The 16,717-nt window shown below is 67.4% G+C and carries 15 protein-coding genes; 12 read left to right on the top strand and 3 right to left on the bottom strand.

The annotated features are described in order from the left end of the window. Positions 1 to 540 precede the first annotated feature (540 nt). The gene (locus KDW55_RS20925; protein ID WP_212161017.1) at positions 541 to 780 is read right to left on the bottom strand and encodes a hypothetical protein; all 240 of its coding nucleotides are present in this window, start codon (positions 778 to 780) and stop codon (positions 541 to 543) included. Positions 781 to 903: 123 nt separating this feature from the next. Next, positions 904 to 1,695 carry a hypothetical protein gene (locus tag KDW55_RS29485; protein WP_249181333.1) on the bottom strand — a complete coding sequence of 264 codons (792 nt, stop codon included), beginning with the start codon at positions 1,693 to 1,695 and terminating at the stop codon, positions 904 to 906. 10 nt (positions 1,696 to 1,705) lie between these two features. Between KDW55_RS29485 and KDW55_RS29480 the strand changes: the two genes are divergently transcribed. The 9 genes from KDW55_RS29480 to KDW55_RS20880 all read left to right on the top strand — a co-directional run bounded on the left by KDW55_RS29480 (position 1,706) and on the right by KDW55_RS20880 (position 11,356). After that, positions 1,706 to 1,948: a toxin co-regulated pilus biosynthesis Q family protein gene (locus tag KDW55_RS29480; RefSeq protein WP_231748532.1), complete on the top strand. Its 243-nt coding sequence runs from the start codon at positions 1,706 to 1,708 to the stop codon at positions 1,946 to 1,948. Further along, positions 1,948 to 3,690, top strand: coding sequence for a PilN family type IVB pilus formation outer membrane protein (locus KDW55_RS20915; protein WP_212160951.1), 1,743 nt, complete (start codon positions 1,948 to 1,950; stop codon positions 3,688 to 3,690). Before KDW55_RS29480 ends, KDW55_RS20915 begins: the two co-directional genes overlap by 1 nt. A 25-nt stretch (positions 3,691 to 3,715) precedes the next feature. Beyond that, positions 3,716 to 5,032 (top strand): type 4b pilus protein PilO2, encoded by a 1,317-nt coding sequence (gene pilO2, locus KDW55_RS20910; protein ID WP_212160952.1) that lies wholly within the window; start codon positions 3,716 to 3,718, stop codon positions 5,030 to 5,032. After that, a complete protein-coding gene (pilP, locus tag KDW55_RS20905; RefSeq protein ID WP_059546525.1) occupies positions 5,022 to 5,609 on the top strand; it encodes a type IV pilus biogenesis protein PilP in 588 nt (195 codons plus the stop codon). The genes pilO2 and pilP overlap by 11 nt, the downstream gene beginning before the upstream one ends. A 4-nt stretch (positions 5,610 to 5,613) precedes the next feature. Continuing rightward, a complete protein-coding gene (locus KDW55_RS20900) occupies positions 5,614 to 7,404 on the top strand; it encodes an ATPase, T2SS/T4P/T4SS family (protein WP_040139476.1) in 1,791 nt (596 codons plus the stop codon). Next, positions 7,394 to 8,470, top strand: coding sequence for a type II secretion system F family protein (locus KDW55_RS20895; RefSeq protein ID WP_040139477.1), 1,077 nt, complete (start codon positions 7,394 to 7,396; stop codon positions 8,468 to 8,470). Before KDW55_RS20900 ends, KDW55_RS20895 begins: the two co-directional genes overlap by 11 nt. A 103-nt stretch (positions 8,471 to 8,573) precedes the next feature. Next, positions 8,574 to 9,128: a type 4 pilus major pilin gene (locus KDW55_RS20890; RefSeq protein WP_212161011.1), complete on the top strand. Its 555-nt coding sequence runs from the start codon at positions 8,574 to 8,576 to the stop codon at positions 9,126 to 9,128. A gap of 52 nt (positions 9,129 to 9,180) precedes the next feature. Continuing rightward, on the top strand, positions 9,181 to 9,666 hold the full coding sequence (pilM, locus tag KDW55_RS20885; protein ID WP_212160953.1) for a type IV pilus biogenesis protein PilM: 486 nt from the start codon (positions 9,181 to 9,183) through the stop codon (positions 9,664 to 9,666). Continuing rightward, positions 9,659 to 11,356 carry a shufflon system plasmid conjugative transfer pilus tip adhesin PilV gene (locus KDW55_RS20880; protein ID WP_212160955.1) on the top strand — a complete coding sequence of 566 codons (1,698 nt, stop codon included), beginning with the start codon at positions 9,659 to 9,661 and terminating at the stop codon, positions 11,354 to 11,356. The genes pilM and KDW55_RS20880 overlap by 8 nt, the downstream gene beginning before the upstream one ends. Before the next feature lie 106 nt (positions 11,357 to 11,462). On the opposite strand, the gene KDW55_RS20875 is transcribed toward KDW55_RS20880, so the two are convergent. After that, complete coding sequence (locus KDW55_RS20875; RefSeq protein ID WP_040139480.1) at positions 11,463 to 12,563, bottom strand: ATPase, T2SS/T4P/T4SS family; 1,101 nt, start codon at positions 12,561 to 12,563, stop codon at positions 11,463 to 11,465. Between the two features lie 109 nt (positions 12,564 to 12,672). Between KDW55_RS20875 and sctC the strand changes: the two genes are divergently transcribed. From sctC to KDW55_RS20860, 3 genes are all read left to right on the top strand, one after another. Continuing rightward, entirely contained in the window at positions 12,673 to 14,442 is a 1,770-nt protein-coding gene (gene sctC, locus KDW55_RS20870) for a type III secretion system outer membrane ring subunit SctC (RefSeq protein ID WP_040139481.1), read from the top strand. A 40-nt stretch (positions 14,443 to 14,482) separates the two neighbouring features. Beyond that, on the top strand, positions 14,483 to 15,658 hold the full coding sequence (locus KDW55_RS20865) for a HAMP domain-containing sensor histidine kinase (protein ID WP_212160956.1): 1,176 nt from the start codon (positions 14,483 to 14,485) through the stop codon (positions 15,656 to 15,658). Positions 15,659 to 15,746: 88 nt separating this feature from the next. Next, on the top strand, positions 15,747 to 16,517 hold the full coding sequence (locus KDW55_RS20860) for a response regulator transcription factor (RefSeq protein WP_040139483.1): 771 nt from the start codon (positions 15,747 to 15,749) through the stop codon (positions 16,515 to 16,517). Positions 16,518 to 16,717 lie beyond the last annotated feature (200 nt).

The raw sequence follows: 16,717 nt of genomic DNA, 5'->3' as shown, positions 1-16,717 counted from the left end.
GCGGGCCGATTCAGGCTCGTGTTTGTGATGGTTTGTTACCTTCGGGCTGGCATCGGCGCTTGCCGTCGGATGAGGCAGCGCTCCAACCGATCTGGCTGGCGGTGCGCGACGTCTTGGCCGGGTGGAACGGTTCCCGGCAGGCTCGGAAGAGCGCCTGACTCAGTTCGCGCTGTTTATCAAAAACAATTAAACATTGGAATCGGAATCCCAATACGGCTCACACGCGGAATTACGGATTCCTCGTGCTCGGCGCCCAATTGGCTCGTCGCCAGCGAACGGTGCGTAGCACATATTTGTATCTGGCATATTTCCGCGGACGGCCATTCCGCGATTCGCGCCGAAACGTCAAAAAAAACGTGTCGCCTGACGCAAAGCCTTGATGGGCGGGGATTGCGGCGCGAGGACGACGTTCTCGCGCCGATGCCTGTATCATCCATGCCGGCCAAGAATGGGTGATTTTCGAGGATTATTTTTTACTTAAATTTGCGGTGTACTTCTCCGTAAACATCCAATGAGCTGTAGTGCTATCCTTACGCGTCGTTACTGTTTTCTTACATAATTTCTTTCGAATTCCTGACGCCTTTCGGTGCTGCTTTTAGGGTTGCCGCCGGCGTGGTTCGAGCAGATTGAAAAGAACGTGGCAACAACAAAAATAGAGCTTCCGGTGCAGCCGAGGTGCGTGAGCGATAAGAGGCGGAGCCGGGCGAGGGCGAATGTTTGGATCGCGGCGATGCCTGCGGCAATTCGGGCGCTGCTGTGCGGCGTCTGGTTCGCGTGCACGCTCGCGCACGCCTCCGATCAGCAGGTAATCGTCGACGGCGGGCAGCGCCTGGGCGGCGTGGTGCGCGCGGGCGGCCACGACGTTCCGTTGCTGCGCGCGCTCGAGCAGATCATGCCGACGAGTTACAGCATCAACGTGCCGAACGCGGGCGCATGGGCCGACGCGCCCGTGAGCTGGCGCGCCGGCTCGTCGGTCGTGCACGCGCTCGGCGAGGTGCTGTCGGTCGATGCTGCGCTGCAGGCGCGCATCGATACGGACATGCGTTTGCTCACGGTGACCGCGCATGCGCGGCGCGCAAACGTTGACGCGCCGCAGCCGTCGTCGCCGGCGGTGGGGGCGGCGTCGCGCATGAACAGTGCCGCCACGAATGCGTCTTCCACGTTGCCCCCGGGCGCGGCGGCGATGGCTCCCGCGGCAGGATCTGCCATTGCACAGCCGCAGACCGTCGCGCAGGCGCGCGTTTCGACGTCGATGCCTGCAACACCGGCATCGGCTCGTACACCGGCGGCAGCACTGACGGTCCCGCCGGCATCGGCATCGGCACCGGCATTTGCATCGGCACCGGCACCGGCACCGGCACCGGCACCGGCACCGGCACCGGCACCGGCACCCGCACCCGCACCCGCACCCGCACCCGCACCCGCACCCGCACCCGCACCCGCACCCGCGTCCACACCCGTGCCTGCGTCCTCTCCGATGATGCCGCCCGCACCGGCTGCCGCGCCGGCCACGCCCGCATCGGCACCGGCGCGTGTTTCAGCATCGCCGCGAGCGCAGGTACTCGCGCCCGCAAAGCGCGACGCGACGGCGCGCCCGCGGCTCGCCGCCACGCAACCGGCGTCCGGTCCGGTCTCGCCGCCGTCGGCGCCCGCCGCGACGTCGGCGTTCGTACCCGCACCGACACCCGAGCGCACGGAGTGGCAGATGCGCCTGTCGGACGGCTCCGTGCGCAATGCGCTGGCGCGCTGGGCAAGCGAAGCCGGCTGGCAATTCATTTGGGACGTGCCGACCGATTTTCAGGTCGACGCGACGGCCACGATACACGGCACGCTCGCCGAAGCGCTGCGTCAGGTGACCAATGCGCTCGCCGGCTCGCAAGTGCCGATTCAGGTGGTCTTGTACCAGCGCAACCGCGTCATGCGCGTCGTTCCCAAGGGAGCAAGTTGATGAGCGTCCTCCGCCGTTCTTTCGTCATGGTTGCCGCATGCGTGTCGCTGCTGGCCGGGTGCACCGGTCTGCTGGACAAGATCGAGCGCAATTCGCAGGCCGATACCGCGCGTGCGGGGCAATTGCTCGGCAAGCTCTCGAACGGCGACAACCGCGCCGTGCCGGGCAGCGACGACGTCATCGTCAAGGACGAACTCTGGCTTTCGGGCAAGACGATCAAGATCGCGACGAAATCGACGCTGCCGAAGCTCTTCGACGAGCCGGCGAGCTTCGACGGGACGGTCGACTCGCTGCGCATGTTCGCCGATCGCATTTCGCGCCTCGCGCACTTGCCGGCCAAGGTTGCGCCGGGCACGAGCGAAGCGGCTGCGCGCGCAACGCAGACCGCGGTCGATACGACGGGCGCCGGAGCTTATCCCGGCGTGCCGCCGCTGCCCGCCGGCCTGTTGCAGGGGCCCGCGCCGAGCACGAGCGCCGCGACGGCGGCAGCGCGCGTGCCGAGCGTGTCCTCGCCCGTGCGCATCGCGTATTCGGGCGGTACGCTGCGCGGGCTCCTCGACACGGCGTCCGCCCGCTTCGGCGTCTATTGGAAGTACGAGGATGGCGCGATCGTCTTCTTCTATACGGCCACGCGCGTCTATCAGGTCGTCGCCATTCCGGGCGACTCGAAGCTGGATACGAACGTCGTGAGCGGTGCGAGCAACAGCGGCGGCGCCTCGAGCAACAGCTCGGGGGCCGCGGGCGGATCGGGCGCCGGCGGCGCGGGCATCGGCGGCGGAGGTGGCGGAGGCGGCGGGACGTCCGGCTCGCCGTCGGTGTCGTCGGACAACACCGCGAACATCACGATGAACGCGCAACTCTCGGTGTACAACGGCTTGCAGACGGCGATCAAGGCGATGCTCTCTCCGGCAGGCTCGGTCATCACGTCGCCAGCCACGGGCTCGATCTCGGTCACCGATACGCCCGATGTGCTAGAGCGCGTGGGCGAATTCATGGAGCAGCAAAACCGCGTGCTCGCGCGGCAGGTGCTCATCAACGTGACGGTGCTCTCGGTCACGCTTTCCGCGCAGGACAGCTACGGCATCAACTGGCACGCGGTCTATCAGGCGCTCGGCACGCAGTTCGGCATCACCACCGCGTTCACGAGCCTGATTCAGAACCCGAGCGAGCTCTCGGCCACGGTGATCACACCGTCGAGCCGCGCGTCGAGCACGACGGCCATCATCGATGCGCTTTCGACGCAGGGCACGGTGCACCGCAAGACCTCGGCCTCGATCACGACGCTCAACGATCAGCCCGTTCCCGTGCAGGTGGCCGAGCAGCAAGGCTATCTCGCGCAGATCTCCACGACCAACACCGTCAACATCGGCAGCCAGACGTCGCTCACGCCGGGCACGATCACGACCGGCTTCAACCTCACGGTGCTGCCGCACATCCTCGACGACGGCACGATCATGATGCAGTTCTACAGCAACATTTCGTCGCTCGTGAGCCTTGCGCCGTTCGGCCCGCCGAACCAGCAGATCCAGCTGCCGACCGTCGATACGCGCAACTTCCTCCAGCGCATCGCCGTGAAGTCGGGGCAGACGCTCGTCATCAGCGGCTACGAGGGCATCACCGATCTGGATAACCGGCAAGGCGTCGGCCATCCGTCGAACTACGCGATGGGCGGGTTCAACGCGTCCGGCACGCGCGAGGTGATCGTCATCCTGCTTTCGCCGATCGCGATCAACGGCGCTTGACGCGCGCTCGGGCACAGGATCCGTCATGGCGACGCAAGTCATCCAGATCGGCCGCCAGCGCTTCATATGCGGCCTTTTCTGGCAATCGCTCTCGCGCCGACACGCGCTGCGCGCGGAGGCCGTGGAACTCGCCGCGCGTCTGAATTTCGATGCGATGGTGCTGCGTATCGACCGCACCTTCGCGGGCGCGGGCTTCGCGAGCACGCGCGAGGGCGCGCAACTGGGCTTGCCGTCGCTCGGCGCGCTCGTGTCGAAAACGATCGCGGCCGAAGGCGCGTTCTACGACGGACGCCAGCAGCCGGCGCCCAACTGGCTCGGTGCGTTTCATTTGCCCGACGGGCGCTGGGCCTACTTCGCCGTGCGCGACGGCGCGTTCCTGCCGAACGGCGATTGGATCGGTTCCGGCGAAGAAGTGTTCGAGCGGTTGCACAGCGATTACAGCCTCGGCGGCTGGAACGTCGTTATCGGCGATCCGCAGCTGGAAGTGCAGGGGTTCCACAACTTCTACGCGCGGCGCATCGAGGACATGATCCCGCACCGGGGCGGCAAGCCGCATTTGCCGCGCTGGCTCAATCTGTCGCGTGTCTCGCGGCGCGCACCGCGGCGCGAGGTGCTGCTGGTCGCGGTTGGGATCGTTGTGGTGGCCGCGGTTGCGGCCGGCATCGTCGCGTACCGGCGCCACCGTATGGAACTCGAGCGGCAGCAGGCGTTCGAGCGGATGCGCGCGGAACTCGCGCTGCATCCGCCCAAGCCCGCGGCTCCGCCCGAAGCGGCGCACCCGTGGGCCAGCGAGCCGCGGCCCGATGCGTTCGTTCGCGCGTGCCTCGATCGCTTCACGCACATCGCGCCGGGCGGGTGGGAACTCGACGACTACGTTTGCCGCGCCTCGAACGTCAGCTACAGCTGGTCGCGGGGCGGATCGAACGTGGCGATGCTGATGGCGGCGGAACCGCGCGCGACGATCGACGGCAACGGCGAGCATGCGAGCTACGTAGAGCCGCTGGCATTGTCCGCGGGCGGAGACGAAGTGCTCGACGGCGTGCGCGGCGTGCGCTTGCGCATGCTTTCCGCGTTCCAGTTGCTGGGCATCGGCCTGACGTTCACGCTGCAGCCGGCAAGCGCGCCGCAGCGCAGCCTCGCTTCGCAAACGCTGGACCGGCTGCATCCGGGCGGCGGCCCGCCCCCGGCGCCGAGCTGGCAGACCTGGCGCATGTCGGCGCAACTGGGCGACGTGCGGCCCGACAGTCTCATCAGGTACCTCGACGAGCCGGGCGTGCGCGTCGAGACGCTTTCATACAAATCCGGGCAGTGGACGCTCGACGGAGTGCTCTATGAGAAATGACGATGCATTGACTGTGCTGGTGCTCGCCTGCTGCTGCGCGTCGCCGTTGACCGCGTTCGGCGCGGCCAGCGCCGCAGCTGCCACGGCTGCCGCGCCCGCTGAAGCGGCGCCGCGCATCAACGTCGTTGCGACACCGGCCGCCGTGCAGGCAGCCAACGAAATGATGCGGCTACAGGAGGAAACGATGATCCTCAAGGCACAGCTGAAAAAGCTCGATGCGCAGGCGCAAGTGGCGGAACGGCAAGAAGCGCTGCACCGGATGGGCAGTACCGTCTCGTCGTATTCGGACGTGTCGCTCGTGGCAACACAAGGGCTTGGCAAGAAGCTCAGCGCAACGGTCGCGACGAGCGACGGCGCGGAGTTCGACGTCGGGCCCGGCGATACGCTGCCCAACGGCATGCGCGTGGCGGCCATTCGGCCGGGTGCGATCGTCCTCGCATCGCACGACGGACGACGCACGACGCTGACCGTCTCCGCGAGCGCCCGGCAGCAGCCCGCGCGCAACGTGGCGTCGACAGGCTCGCCCGGCGTGCCGCCGTTGCCGACGCTGCCCGCTTTGCCGATGCCTGCGAGGTGACGCCATGAGTTCGTCTCCGACGCCTCCGGGCAAGACGCCCAAAAGCGTGACGCCGCTGATTCTCTCGCGCGCCGTGAAGCCGATCGAAACGGATCCGTCTCCCGGGCAGGTGCAGCCCGCGGCCCCGGCCCCGGCCGCGCCGGCGCTCGCGCCCGTTGCGCGGCCACGCGAGCCGGTGCTGAGCGCCGTGGCCGCTGCCACCGCCGCGTCGGTGCGGCCCGCGCAAACAGCGTCGCAAAGCCCGCCGCCGGGACAGACGCTGCCGCTGGCCACGGTGGCGCGCCCGCTTTCCGACAGCGGCGAGTTCGCCGCGAGCGACGAAGAGCGCAAGTTTCTCTGCCTGCTCGACGACGGCACGCTGCTCGTTGCCGAAGGGCACGAAATGAATCCGTTCGTGCTGTCGTACTGCGCGAGGCTCGAACGGCTCAATTGCCGCTACACGACGCGGCTCGTGACGCTCGATGCGATCAGGCGCAGCTATCAGGGCCCGCGCCGCGACGGCAGCGCCGAGCGCATCGATCACACGCAGATGCAAGTCGTCGCGAAGAACCTGATCGCGCGGGCGTGCGACGAGCGTGCGTCGGATATCCATATCCGCGTGAACCGCTTCAGCACGGAGATTCTTTTTCGCGTCCACAACGAACTCGTGCGCATTTCGGAGCAGACGCGCGAGTACGGCGAGCGGCTGCTCGCCACGCTTTATGCGGCGATGTCGAGCGTATCGGACAACACCTACAAGCCGAACGAACGCCAGGATGCGGCGATCGGAGATCGTGACAAGCTGCCGGACCGGCTGTTTGGCGTGCGGATCGCGACTGCGCCCACGAGCGTCGGCAGCGTGATGGTGCTGCGGCTGCTCTACAACGATGCGGGTGAGGCGACGGCCCTGACCGAGCTCGGCTTCACGGTGGCGCAGGCGAACGCGTTCGAGCTGCTCGCGCAGCAGCCGCACGGCATGAACATCATCAGCGGTCCGACCGGCTCGGGCAAATCCACGACGTTGCAGCGCGTGCTGACGAAGCAACTGCGCGAGATGGCCGGCTCGATCCACGTCATCACCGTGGAAGACCCGGTGGAGTACCCGATCGAGGGCGCCGTGCAGACGCCCGTCGTCAACGCGCCGACGGAAGAGGCGCGCTCGCTCGCGTTCGCCGCCGCGATCGCGAATGCGATGCGGCTCGATCCCGATACGATCATGATCGGCGAGGTGCGCGACCGCGCATCGGCGCAAAGCGCGTTGCGCGCCGCGATGACGGGCCACCAGGTCTGGACCACGGTGCACGCGAACGGCGCGCTCGCGATCGTGGACCGTCTCGTCGATCTCGGCTTGCCGATCGCGATGGTGACGGACGAATCGCTCGTCACGGGGCTCGTCAGCCAGCGGCTCGTCAAGCTGCTGTGCCCGCACTGCTCGCGTCCGCTGGCCGAGTCGACGGCGCAGCTCGACATGGGGCTCGTCGCGCGCGTGAAGCGGGCCGTCGGCGCGCGCTTCGACGCGGTACGCGTGGCCGGGCCCGGCTGCCCGCATTGCAAGAACGGCACGGTCGGCCGGACCGTGGTGGCCGAGGTCGTGCGCACCGACGCGGCGTTTTGCGAATTGCTGCGCGCCGGGCGCAAGCCCGATGCGCACGCGTACTGGCTCAACGAGCTCGCGGGGCAGACGGTCGCGCAGCACGCGCTCGAAAAAGTGGCGGCAGGCCTCGTCGATCCGCGCATGGCGGAGCGCGTGGTCGGCCCGTTCATGGCGGGCGGCGGGGGGCGGCCGCAGCCGCTCGGAAGCGGCTATGGCACTTGAGCTCAACCGGCGCTGGGCGCGCCTGCAACTCACGACGCAGGCGCGCCTGCGGCTCTATCGCAAGATCGCGAAAATGCTGGCGAACGGTTTGCCGTTGCTCAAGATCCTCGAAGAGCTCGAGTTGCGCGCGTCGCACGAGGGACGCAAGCCGAACGAGCCGCTGGCATTGACGCTCGCGGACTGGCGCAGCGTCGTGCAAAACGGCGGCATGCTGGCCGAGGCAATGACGTGGTGGGTGCCGCATACCGAGCAGATGATCGTCATGGCCGGCGAGCAGTCGGGGCGCCTCGAGGCCGCGCTGCTGAACGTGTGCAACGTCGTGCAGTACAGCCGCCGGATCCGTACGGCCATCGTCGGCGGCTTGACCTATCCGTGCGTGATCGTGGCGATGACGATCGGGTACGTGTACCTCTTCGGCAAGCTCGTGATTCCGCGGTTCGCGTCGATCGTGAGCCCGGAGCGCTGGCACGGCGTCGCGAAGTCGCTCTACGAACTGTCCCGGTTCGTGCAGGGCGGCATGATCTACTGCCTCGTGGTGCTCGCGATCCTCGTCGCGGCGCTCTTTTACTCGATGCCGCGCTGGTCCGGCAACGTGCGCGTCTGGCTCGACCGCTACCCGCCTTACTCGATCTATCGGCTCATTACGGGCTGCGGTTTTCTCGTCGCGTTTTCGTCGCTGCAGGCGGCGGGCTTCACGGTCGAACGCTCGCTCGCGCGGCTGGCCACCGATGCGAAGCCGTGGCTCAAGCAGCGAATCGACGACATGCTCTTCGGCGTGAAGTCAGGGCTCAACGTCGGCGAGGCGATGAAGAACGCCGGCTACCGGTTTCCTTCGGAGGAGATCGTCGACGATCTGTGCGTGTATGCCGAATACAAGGGCTTCGCCGAGGCGCTGCACGCGATCGCCAACGAGTGGATGACCGACGGCGTGGAGACGATCGAGGCGCAGATGCGCGTGATCAACGGCGCGGCGATCGTCGTGCTCGCGCTCGTGCTGTCGTGGCTCATCAGCGGCTTCTTCGGAATTCAGCAGGAAATTGCGGCTTTGGCCCGGAGTCTGCATTGAGCCTGCCGTGTAATCACGTGCAAGCGCAGTGCGAACGAACGGGTGTTGGAAGCGGATGGCACGTCTTTCTCGAGTGCCGATTGAGGAAATCAAGGAGAGCAACATGAATGTCAAGACCGTCGCATCGATTCGCGCCAGCGTGGGCAGCCGTGGGTCGCAGCGCATGCAGCGTGGCGCCACGCTGCTCGAAGCGATCGCCTATCTCGGGATCGCCGCCATCGTCGTCATCGGCGCCATTGCGCTGCTGCGCGGCGCATTCGGCAGTGCTTCGTCGAATCAGACGGCCGAGCAGGTGACGGCCATCCAGACCGGCGTCAAGAAGCTGTATATGGGGCAGACAAACGGCTACAACGGGCTGACGACGCCCGTCGCCATTTCTGCCGGCATCATCCCGACGACGCTCGTCATCGACACCACGGCAAATACCGTCACGGATGCGTGGGGTGGCGCGGTCCTCGTCACGGGCACGGGCACCGGTACATTCACGATCGAATTCGATTCCGTGCCGACGGACGTATGCATCAACGCGGCATCTGCCGGCGGAACCTGGACCGCCGTCTCCATCGGCGGTGCGACGCAAACGGTGCCGGTGACGCCCGCCGCCGCTCAGGCAGCTTGTACCGGTGGCGCGAAGAACATCATCTGGACGTCGGCCTGATCGCGGCCCGCGTGACGGCCTTCGCTCCGATTGACCCCACGAGCCGCCCGCCATGTTCCTGATCTGGATCGTCGCCGCGTTCGCGATGCTTACCGGTGCCTACGCGCTGCTCGGCGCCGAGGCGGCGCCGGCACCGCTCGCGCCGTCGGCGATGGCGCTCGCGGCGAACATGAGCGCCTACCGGCAGGCCGCGGTAGCCTTCGCGCGCGCGAATCCGTCGTTCGCCGGCAGCGTGCCGGCGGCGAGCCTCGCGCCGTATCTCGGGGCGACCGTTCCCGATCCGATGTGGCGGAACTACGTGCAGCCCAATACCGGCTACGCGGGCAGCCTCGTCGTGGTCTATGCGGCGTCGGCATCGGCGGCGGCGGCCGTCGCCGCCGACGGCATCGAGCAGATTGCGCAGGGCTCGGCGCTGGCCGGCGTGGCGCTCGGCGCCAACCTGGTGTCTCCCGGCAATCCGGCCGTGCCGCTGCCGGCCGCACTGGCGAACGCGATCCCGAACGGCATGCCGGTATGGATGGTGCAAGCGTATGACTGAGCGCACCCGTACCGTTGCCCGCACCGGCATGCGGCGGCCCGGCTGTCGCGGGCGCCCGGCTCGCCGCATGGCCGGCTTCACGATGGTGGAGATGCTGGCCGTGCTGGCGCTCGCCGCATTGATGATGGCGGGCCTCGTCACGCTCACGAACTCGTCGCTCGACGATACGCGCGCGCAGCAGGCCGCGCTTTATCAGTCGCAACTGACGGCGGCTGCCACGCGGCTCATTCGGCAGAACTACACGGCGCTCGCGGCGCAGGCCACGACCACGTCGCCGGTGACCGCGAAAATGAGCGGCTCGACGTATCAGCTGTCGACCTACCTTTCGAGTGCGTTGGGCGGCACGAACCCGTATGGTCAGGTGCCGTGCCTGCTCGTCTACGCGGCCCCGGGCGGCGCCAACCCGGTGGCGTTGCAGGCGCTGCTCGTCACGGAGGGCGGCCGGACCATTGCCGATCCCGAGCTCGGCTACATCGCGGCGAACGCCGGCCCGGGCGGCGGTTCGATCCAGGCGACGAACAATGCGAGCGGCGCGGCCATCGGCGCCTTCGGCACCTGGCGGATCGATACGCCCAACCCGGCGAATACATCCTGCACGGGTACGAAAACGGGCACGGGACATCTGGCGAGCCTGATTTTCTACGACGGCACGCAGGCGCAGAACGTCGACTATCTGTACCGCGTGGCCGTGCCGGGCAATCCGCAGGCGAACACGATGCAAGTGCCGATCGTGCTCGCGCGGCAGATCGACTATGCCGCCTGCACGCAGCCGGGCGCCATCGCGGCCGACTCGCTGGGGAACGTCCTGAATTGCGATGGCGCGCAGAACCTGTGGGTGCCGCAGGCGGCTTATCACTGGCGCGAGCCGGTGGCCAACGAAGCGGCGCTCGCGGGCGTTGCCGCGCACCAGGGCGACGTGCGGCTCACTGCCGCGACGAACCGGGCCTATGCCTACAACGGCGCCACATGGCAGGCGCTCGCGGTAGACGAAGCGGGCAATCTCGCGCTCGGCAACGCGAACAACGTCGGCGACCCATGCCCGCCTGCGCCGCAGAATTCGGCCATCGCTCCTGCGTCGGCGAGCACGACGCTCGTCTCCACCGATGCGAACGGGCGCGTGCTGTCGTGCCGCGGCGGCAGGTGGCAAACGCAAAGCGAAATCGAGCCGGCGTCATCGCTCACAGGCTGTCAGCTCGTGATGGCCAACCCGAACGGCGCGGGCGATTACTCTGCCTGCACGGGCCAGCCGGCGACGAACTTCCAGTCGGGGGCCTATTCGTACAACGGCAGCAACGGCACGTACTCGTATACGTTCAGGACGACCGTCAACCTTACCAAGCCGGGGATCATCGTCGCGTCAACCTGGGCGCACCTGAACGACGGCATGTGCAACGGCCCCGCCGGCAACCGCGGGCAGCTCTCGCAGAGCATCGACATCACCGACAGCGGCAACCACAACCTCGGGCATACGGAGAGCCAGACGCCGACGCTTCAGGACGATTCGGGCGGGATCAACAATGCGCTGTCCCAGGCGGGCACGCCAGGCGCCTACACGATCATCGTGACGACGAACTGGGCGACGTACGCAGGTATCACGACGCCGTGGGTCAGCAGCTTTTGCGGGGAGTCCGGCCAGACGGTCTGGAACACGCCCGTCGCCGCGGGCTGGACGATCAACTCCTATTACTGAGCACGCACCCGTGAGCCCGTCGACACCGCACACCTTCGCAGCACCGCCCTGCACGGCGCGACCGGCGACAGCGGTGCCGTCACGCCGGCACCGCGTTCGCGCGGGCTCAGTGCGGCCCGAGCGTCTGCAGCATTTCGTGCAGCTCGAGCCGGTTGTAGGTCGCGCGCAGCACGTCGCGCGGCAGGCATTGCTTCTTCGATACGAGGCTGAAGAGGTGATCGTTGAGCATGCGGGACATGTTGTCTTCCTTGCGCTTCATGAACTCGGCAAGGTACGGCAGCTTGCCCGGATCGGTCAGCAGGCCGCTGATCTGCTGATTATTGTTGAAGAGCAGTTCGCTCGCGAGCACGAAGTTCTCGCCATCCTCCGTCGGCACGAGGCATTGGCAGATCACGCCGATGAGGCAGTTCGCGAGCGCGGCGGCATAGCGCTCGCGCTGCTCGGCCGGAAAAAACGACAGCAGCCGCGTGAGCGTGCCGATCGCGCTGCCCGTGTGCATCGTTGCGAGCACGAGGTGGCCCGATTCGCCGGCCTGCAGCGCCGTTTCCGCCGTCTCAGGGTCGCGCACCTCGCCCACCATGATGACGTCGGGTTTTTGCCGCAGCGCCTCGCGCAGGCCGGCCGAGAAGCTCGGCGTGTCGGTGGGCACTTGCCGCTGCGAGACGATCGACGTGCGGCCCTCGAGTTCGTATTCGATCGGTTCTTCGATCGTGACGATGTGGCTGTTTCGCGTGCGGTTGATGTGCTCGAGCAGCGAGGCGATCGTCGTCGTCTTTCCCGAGCCGGTCGGGCCAGTCACGAGGATCAGCCCCTTGGCGCTGTCGATCATCGACCGCACGTACGCGGGCAGGCCGAGCTTGTCGAGCGCGAGCGGCTGCAGCGGCAGGCGCCTGATCGAGATGACGAGCTTGCGGCCGCCGTTGGTGCGGTAGATGTTGCAGCGAAGGCGGCAGCGCGTGAGCACGAACGGGCGATCGATCGCGCCGTGCTGAAGCTGCGCCTCCCAGTCCGGTTCGATCGAGGCCAGCGTGGGCAGCATTTCGTCGTGGAGCACGGGCTCGTCGCCGACGGCGAGCCAGCCGCGCGGCGCCTTGATCATGATCGGCCGGTCCTGCTCGATATGGATGTCGGTGAAAGTCTGCCGCAGGTCGATCAATTCGAGAATCTCGCGCGTCAGGTCGCGACGTTCGTGACTCGGAGCGTTCATCGTCAATGCCCTTCCTATGAAAGATAGTCGGAACTTACATGAAAACTTTGTCGATGTGTCGGACAAGCACCCGGCGCCGCTGCGTACGTTTCGTCGCGGGCGGCGCGTCATGAACTGGGCTCGCCGACTGGGCACCGTGGCCCTCGCCGCCGCGCTCGCATTCGGAGCGACCGCGCCCGTTGCCGAGGCGGCGGCCGTGCGCTGGAAGTCGTCGATCGTCGATTACGAGGCGCAGGGCAAGGACATCAAGGATGTGCTGCGCGACTTCGGCGCGAGCCAGAGTATCCCCACGCGCATCGCCGCCGATGTGAGCGGCACCGTGAGCGGCAAGTTCCATCTGCCGCCGCGGCGCTTTCTCGATACGCTCGCGTCGTCGTTCGGCTTCGTGTGGTATTACGACGGCGAAGTGCTCGACATCACGACGGCCGCCGAGCTGCAGAGCACGCTGGTGAAGCTCGATTCGGCCGATACGGGCGCGCTGCGCGATGCGCTCGACCGCTTGCGCATTTCCGACGAGCGCTTTCCGATCGTCTACGACAGCGCGCAGGGCACGGCGCTCGTGAGCGGGCCGCCTCGCTACGTGCAGATGGTGACGAACGTGGCCTCGCGGCTCGACAACAACGCGGCACATCGAAGCGGCACGCAGGTACGCGTCTTTCCGCTCTATCATGCGTGGGCGCACGATCGTACGGTGCCCATCGACGGCCAGCAGGTCACGCTGCAGGGCGTGGTGGCCGTGCTCAACGGCATCTATCATCCGCGCACGGCCAAGGCGGCCGACAAGCGCGGCGACGGCGAGGGCGGCCGCGCGGCGAGCGGCGTGAGGCGCAACACGCCGATCAACGACGTGAACGGCAATGCCTACAACGGCCCGTACATTCCGCCGCCGGTGCCGTCGGGCGCGGCCGGCAAGGGCATGTTCGCCGGGCTCACCGGGCAGCCGTCGCCGGCCGTGGCGGCGGCGGTGGGCGAGCCGCCGCCGCCGCAGAATGCGAGCACCGCGCCGGCGAGCGACGATCAGCTGCCCGTCATCGTTGCGGATCAGCGCACGAACTCCGTCGTGATACGCGATACCGCCGACCGGATGGATCAGTACGGCAAACTGATCGAGCGCCTCGACGTCAAACCGCAACTGATCGAGATCGAGGCGCACATCATCGAGATCGACGACGACGCGCTGCATCAGCTCGGCGTCGACTGGACCGCGCACAACAGCCACATCGACGTGCAAACCGGCACCGGCACCCTCGCACAGAGCACCTACAACGGCACGCTCTCGCAGAACTTCGGGCAGACGACGCTGCCCGGCAACGTGCTCGCGGCGGCGACGCCCGTGGGCGCGTCGGTGGCCGCCGTGCTCGGCGACGCCGGCCGCTATCTGATGGCGCGCATTTCGGCGCTGCAGCAGACGAAGGCCGCGAAGATCGACGCGAGCCCCAAGGTCGTCACGCTCAACAACATCGAGGCCGTGATGGACAACCAGACGCAGTTTTTCGTGCCGGTGTCGGGATACACGTCGGGCGATCTCTACAGCGTGTCGACGGGCATCTCGCTGCGTGTGCTGCCGATGGTCGTGGAGGAGGACGGGCGCACGCGCATCAAGCTCGACGTGGCGATTCAGGATGGCCAGCTCACCGACCAGACGGTCAGCAACCTGCCGGTGATCCAGAACAGCACGATCAACACGCAGGCGTTCATCGAGGAGGGGCAGGCGCTGCTCATCGCCGGCTATCGCGCGGACAGCGCGACGATGGGCGTGAGCGGGGTGCCCGGGCTCTCGAAGATCCCGTTGATCGGCGCGCTCTTCCGGACCGACAGCCGCCAGAAGAGCCACATGGAGCGGCTCTTCCTGCTGTCGCCGCGCGTCATCTCGCCGTGATTCACCGCAACCGCCCGCACCGGGGAATGCAGGAGGCCATGTGAACGAATCCGATACTCAGCCGCATTCGCTGCCCGGCGGGCAGCCCGGTAAGCAGTCCGAGCCGCGGCCCGCCGAGGCGTGCGGCGAGGGCGTCGATCTCCGCCTGTCCGACGGCGAAGCGCGCCGCTTGCGCGGCACGCTGCACGGGTTGCCGTGCGGGGTGATCGTGCTCGATCGCGGCGGCGCGGTCGTTCACGCGAATGCGCGCGCGCTCGAGATGCTGGCGATGACGCTGCCCGCGGGCGTCGATTTCAGCGTGGCGCTGAGCGAGCGCTTCGAGATGACGGACGTGCCGCGGCTGCGCGATCTCGAAGCGGGCCGCGAGGTACGCGTGGACGATTCGACTTTCTGGATTCAGGCGGGCCCCGCCGGTGCGGAGATGGGCGAATCCGTGATCGCCGTGACGGACGTGACGCCGTTCGCGCGCTCGCTCGACGAGCGCGCCATGTCGCTGCGCTTTTTGCTGCACGATTTGCGCTCGCCGCTCAATTCGATCAGTGCGCTCACGCAGCTCGATGCGAGCGACCCCGACGCGTTCGAGCGCTGCGGCGGCATGCAGCAGATCACGTCGCTCGCGCAGTACGTGCTCTCGCTCGGCGAACAGTTCATCTTCTCGTCGGTGACCGAGCATTTGCAGGCGCGCGACTTCAAACGTTTCGATCTGCGCGCGACGCTGCGCCAGATCATTTCGCAGCTGGAAGTCACCGCCGTCTATTGCGGCGTCGCGCTACACTTGTGGCTGCCCGACAGCGCGCCGCTCTGGGTGAGCGGCATGCGCAACTTCGTCGCGCGCGCCGTCCAGAACGTCATCGACAATGCCGTTCGCGCTTCGCCGCGCGGCGAGGCGGTGACGGTGTCGATCCGGCAGGCCGACGGCTTCGCCGAGGTGGTCGTCGACGATCGCGCCGGCGGGCTGCCCGGTCTCGTCGAGGGCGATCGTCTGACCGACTTCGAGAAGCTCGGCAAGCGCACGGCGACGGGCTTCGGTCTCGGGCTCAGGCTCGCCGTGCAGATCGTCGGCATGCATGGCGGCGCACTTTACGCCGAGCTCAACAGGCAAGGCGGTACGATGTTCGTGCTGCGTCTGCCGTGCCTGAATCCTGTCGCCGCGAAACCGCACGCGACATCGCTTGTCGATGCCGACCGCGCGTTGCGCGCGGCGCCCCGCGAGTGAGGCGCCGGAGCGCGGCCCGCATTCGTTTGGCACGCGTGGCGCGGACCGGGCGCCGGTTCCCCCGCTGCCGTCAGAACCAAGGGTTGACATGAAATCGCTTGCAGGCAAACCCATACGCATTCTGTTCGTCGAGGACGACGTCGCGCACCATGCGCTCATCCATTCCTGGCTCAAGAGCGAGGGCTACCACGTCGACGCTTTTCACAGCGGCCTCGACGCGCAGCAATTTCTCGCGGAGCAGTGGGCCGATCTCGCGATTCTGGACTGGGATCTGCCCGGCGTTTCCGGCGACAAGCTGTTGCAAAAGATCCGCAGTCGTTCGCAATCGATCATGCCCGTGATTTTTCAGACCGTGCACTCGGCGGAGTCCGACATCGTGCGCATACTCGATGCGGGTGCCGACGACTATCTCGTGAAGCCCTACGACAGGCAGGTGCTGCTCGCGCGCATGCGCGCGCTGCTGCGGCGCTTCGCGCCGATGAACGTGCAGGGCCGCAAGATGTTCGTCGACGGCGAATGCGCGCTCGATCAGCAGGCGCGCTCGCTCGTGGTGGCCGGCGTGGCGCACAAGCTCGGCACCAAGGAGTTCGACATTCTCTGGCATCTCGCTCGGCACACTGGCGCCGTCGTGCTGAGGCAGGACCTGATGAGCGTGGTCTGGGGCTGGGATGCGGCCGTGCAAAGCCGCTCCGTCGACATGTACGTGAGCCGCCTGCGTGCGAGCCTGAAGGCGGCCGGCGTGGGCTGGACCGTGCAATCGGTTTATGCAACGGGTTACCGCCTGACCCTCAAGCCGGATACGGATGCGTCGGGCGCCGGTGCGTCGGGCGCCGGTGCGTCGCCGGAAGGCGCGGCATGAGCGCGGCACGAATGCGGGCGCTCGCGCGCGGCGCCGTCGCTGCCTGCGTGTGCGCGGCCGCCGTGCATGCGCAGGCGGCGAGCATGGAGTGGGCTGGCGGCCCCGGCGCGCGCTTCGTCTACGTGACGAACGGCGCGAGCCTCGCGCAGGTCCTGAATGCGTTCGCAGCGGCGCAGCACGTTGCCCTGCGCATCGACGGT

The sequence above is a fragment of the Burkholderia sp. AU19243 genome (assembly GCF_018148075.1).
GTDB classification, from domain to species: domain Bacteria; phylum Pseudomonadota; class Gammaproteobacteria; order Burkholderiales; family Burkholderiaceae; genus Burkholderia; species Burkholderia latens_A.
The sequence above is the reverse complement of the archived record's forward strand: the minus strand, read 5'-3'. Positions and strand labels throughout refer to the sequence as shown.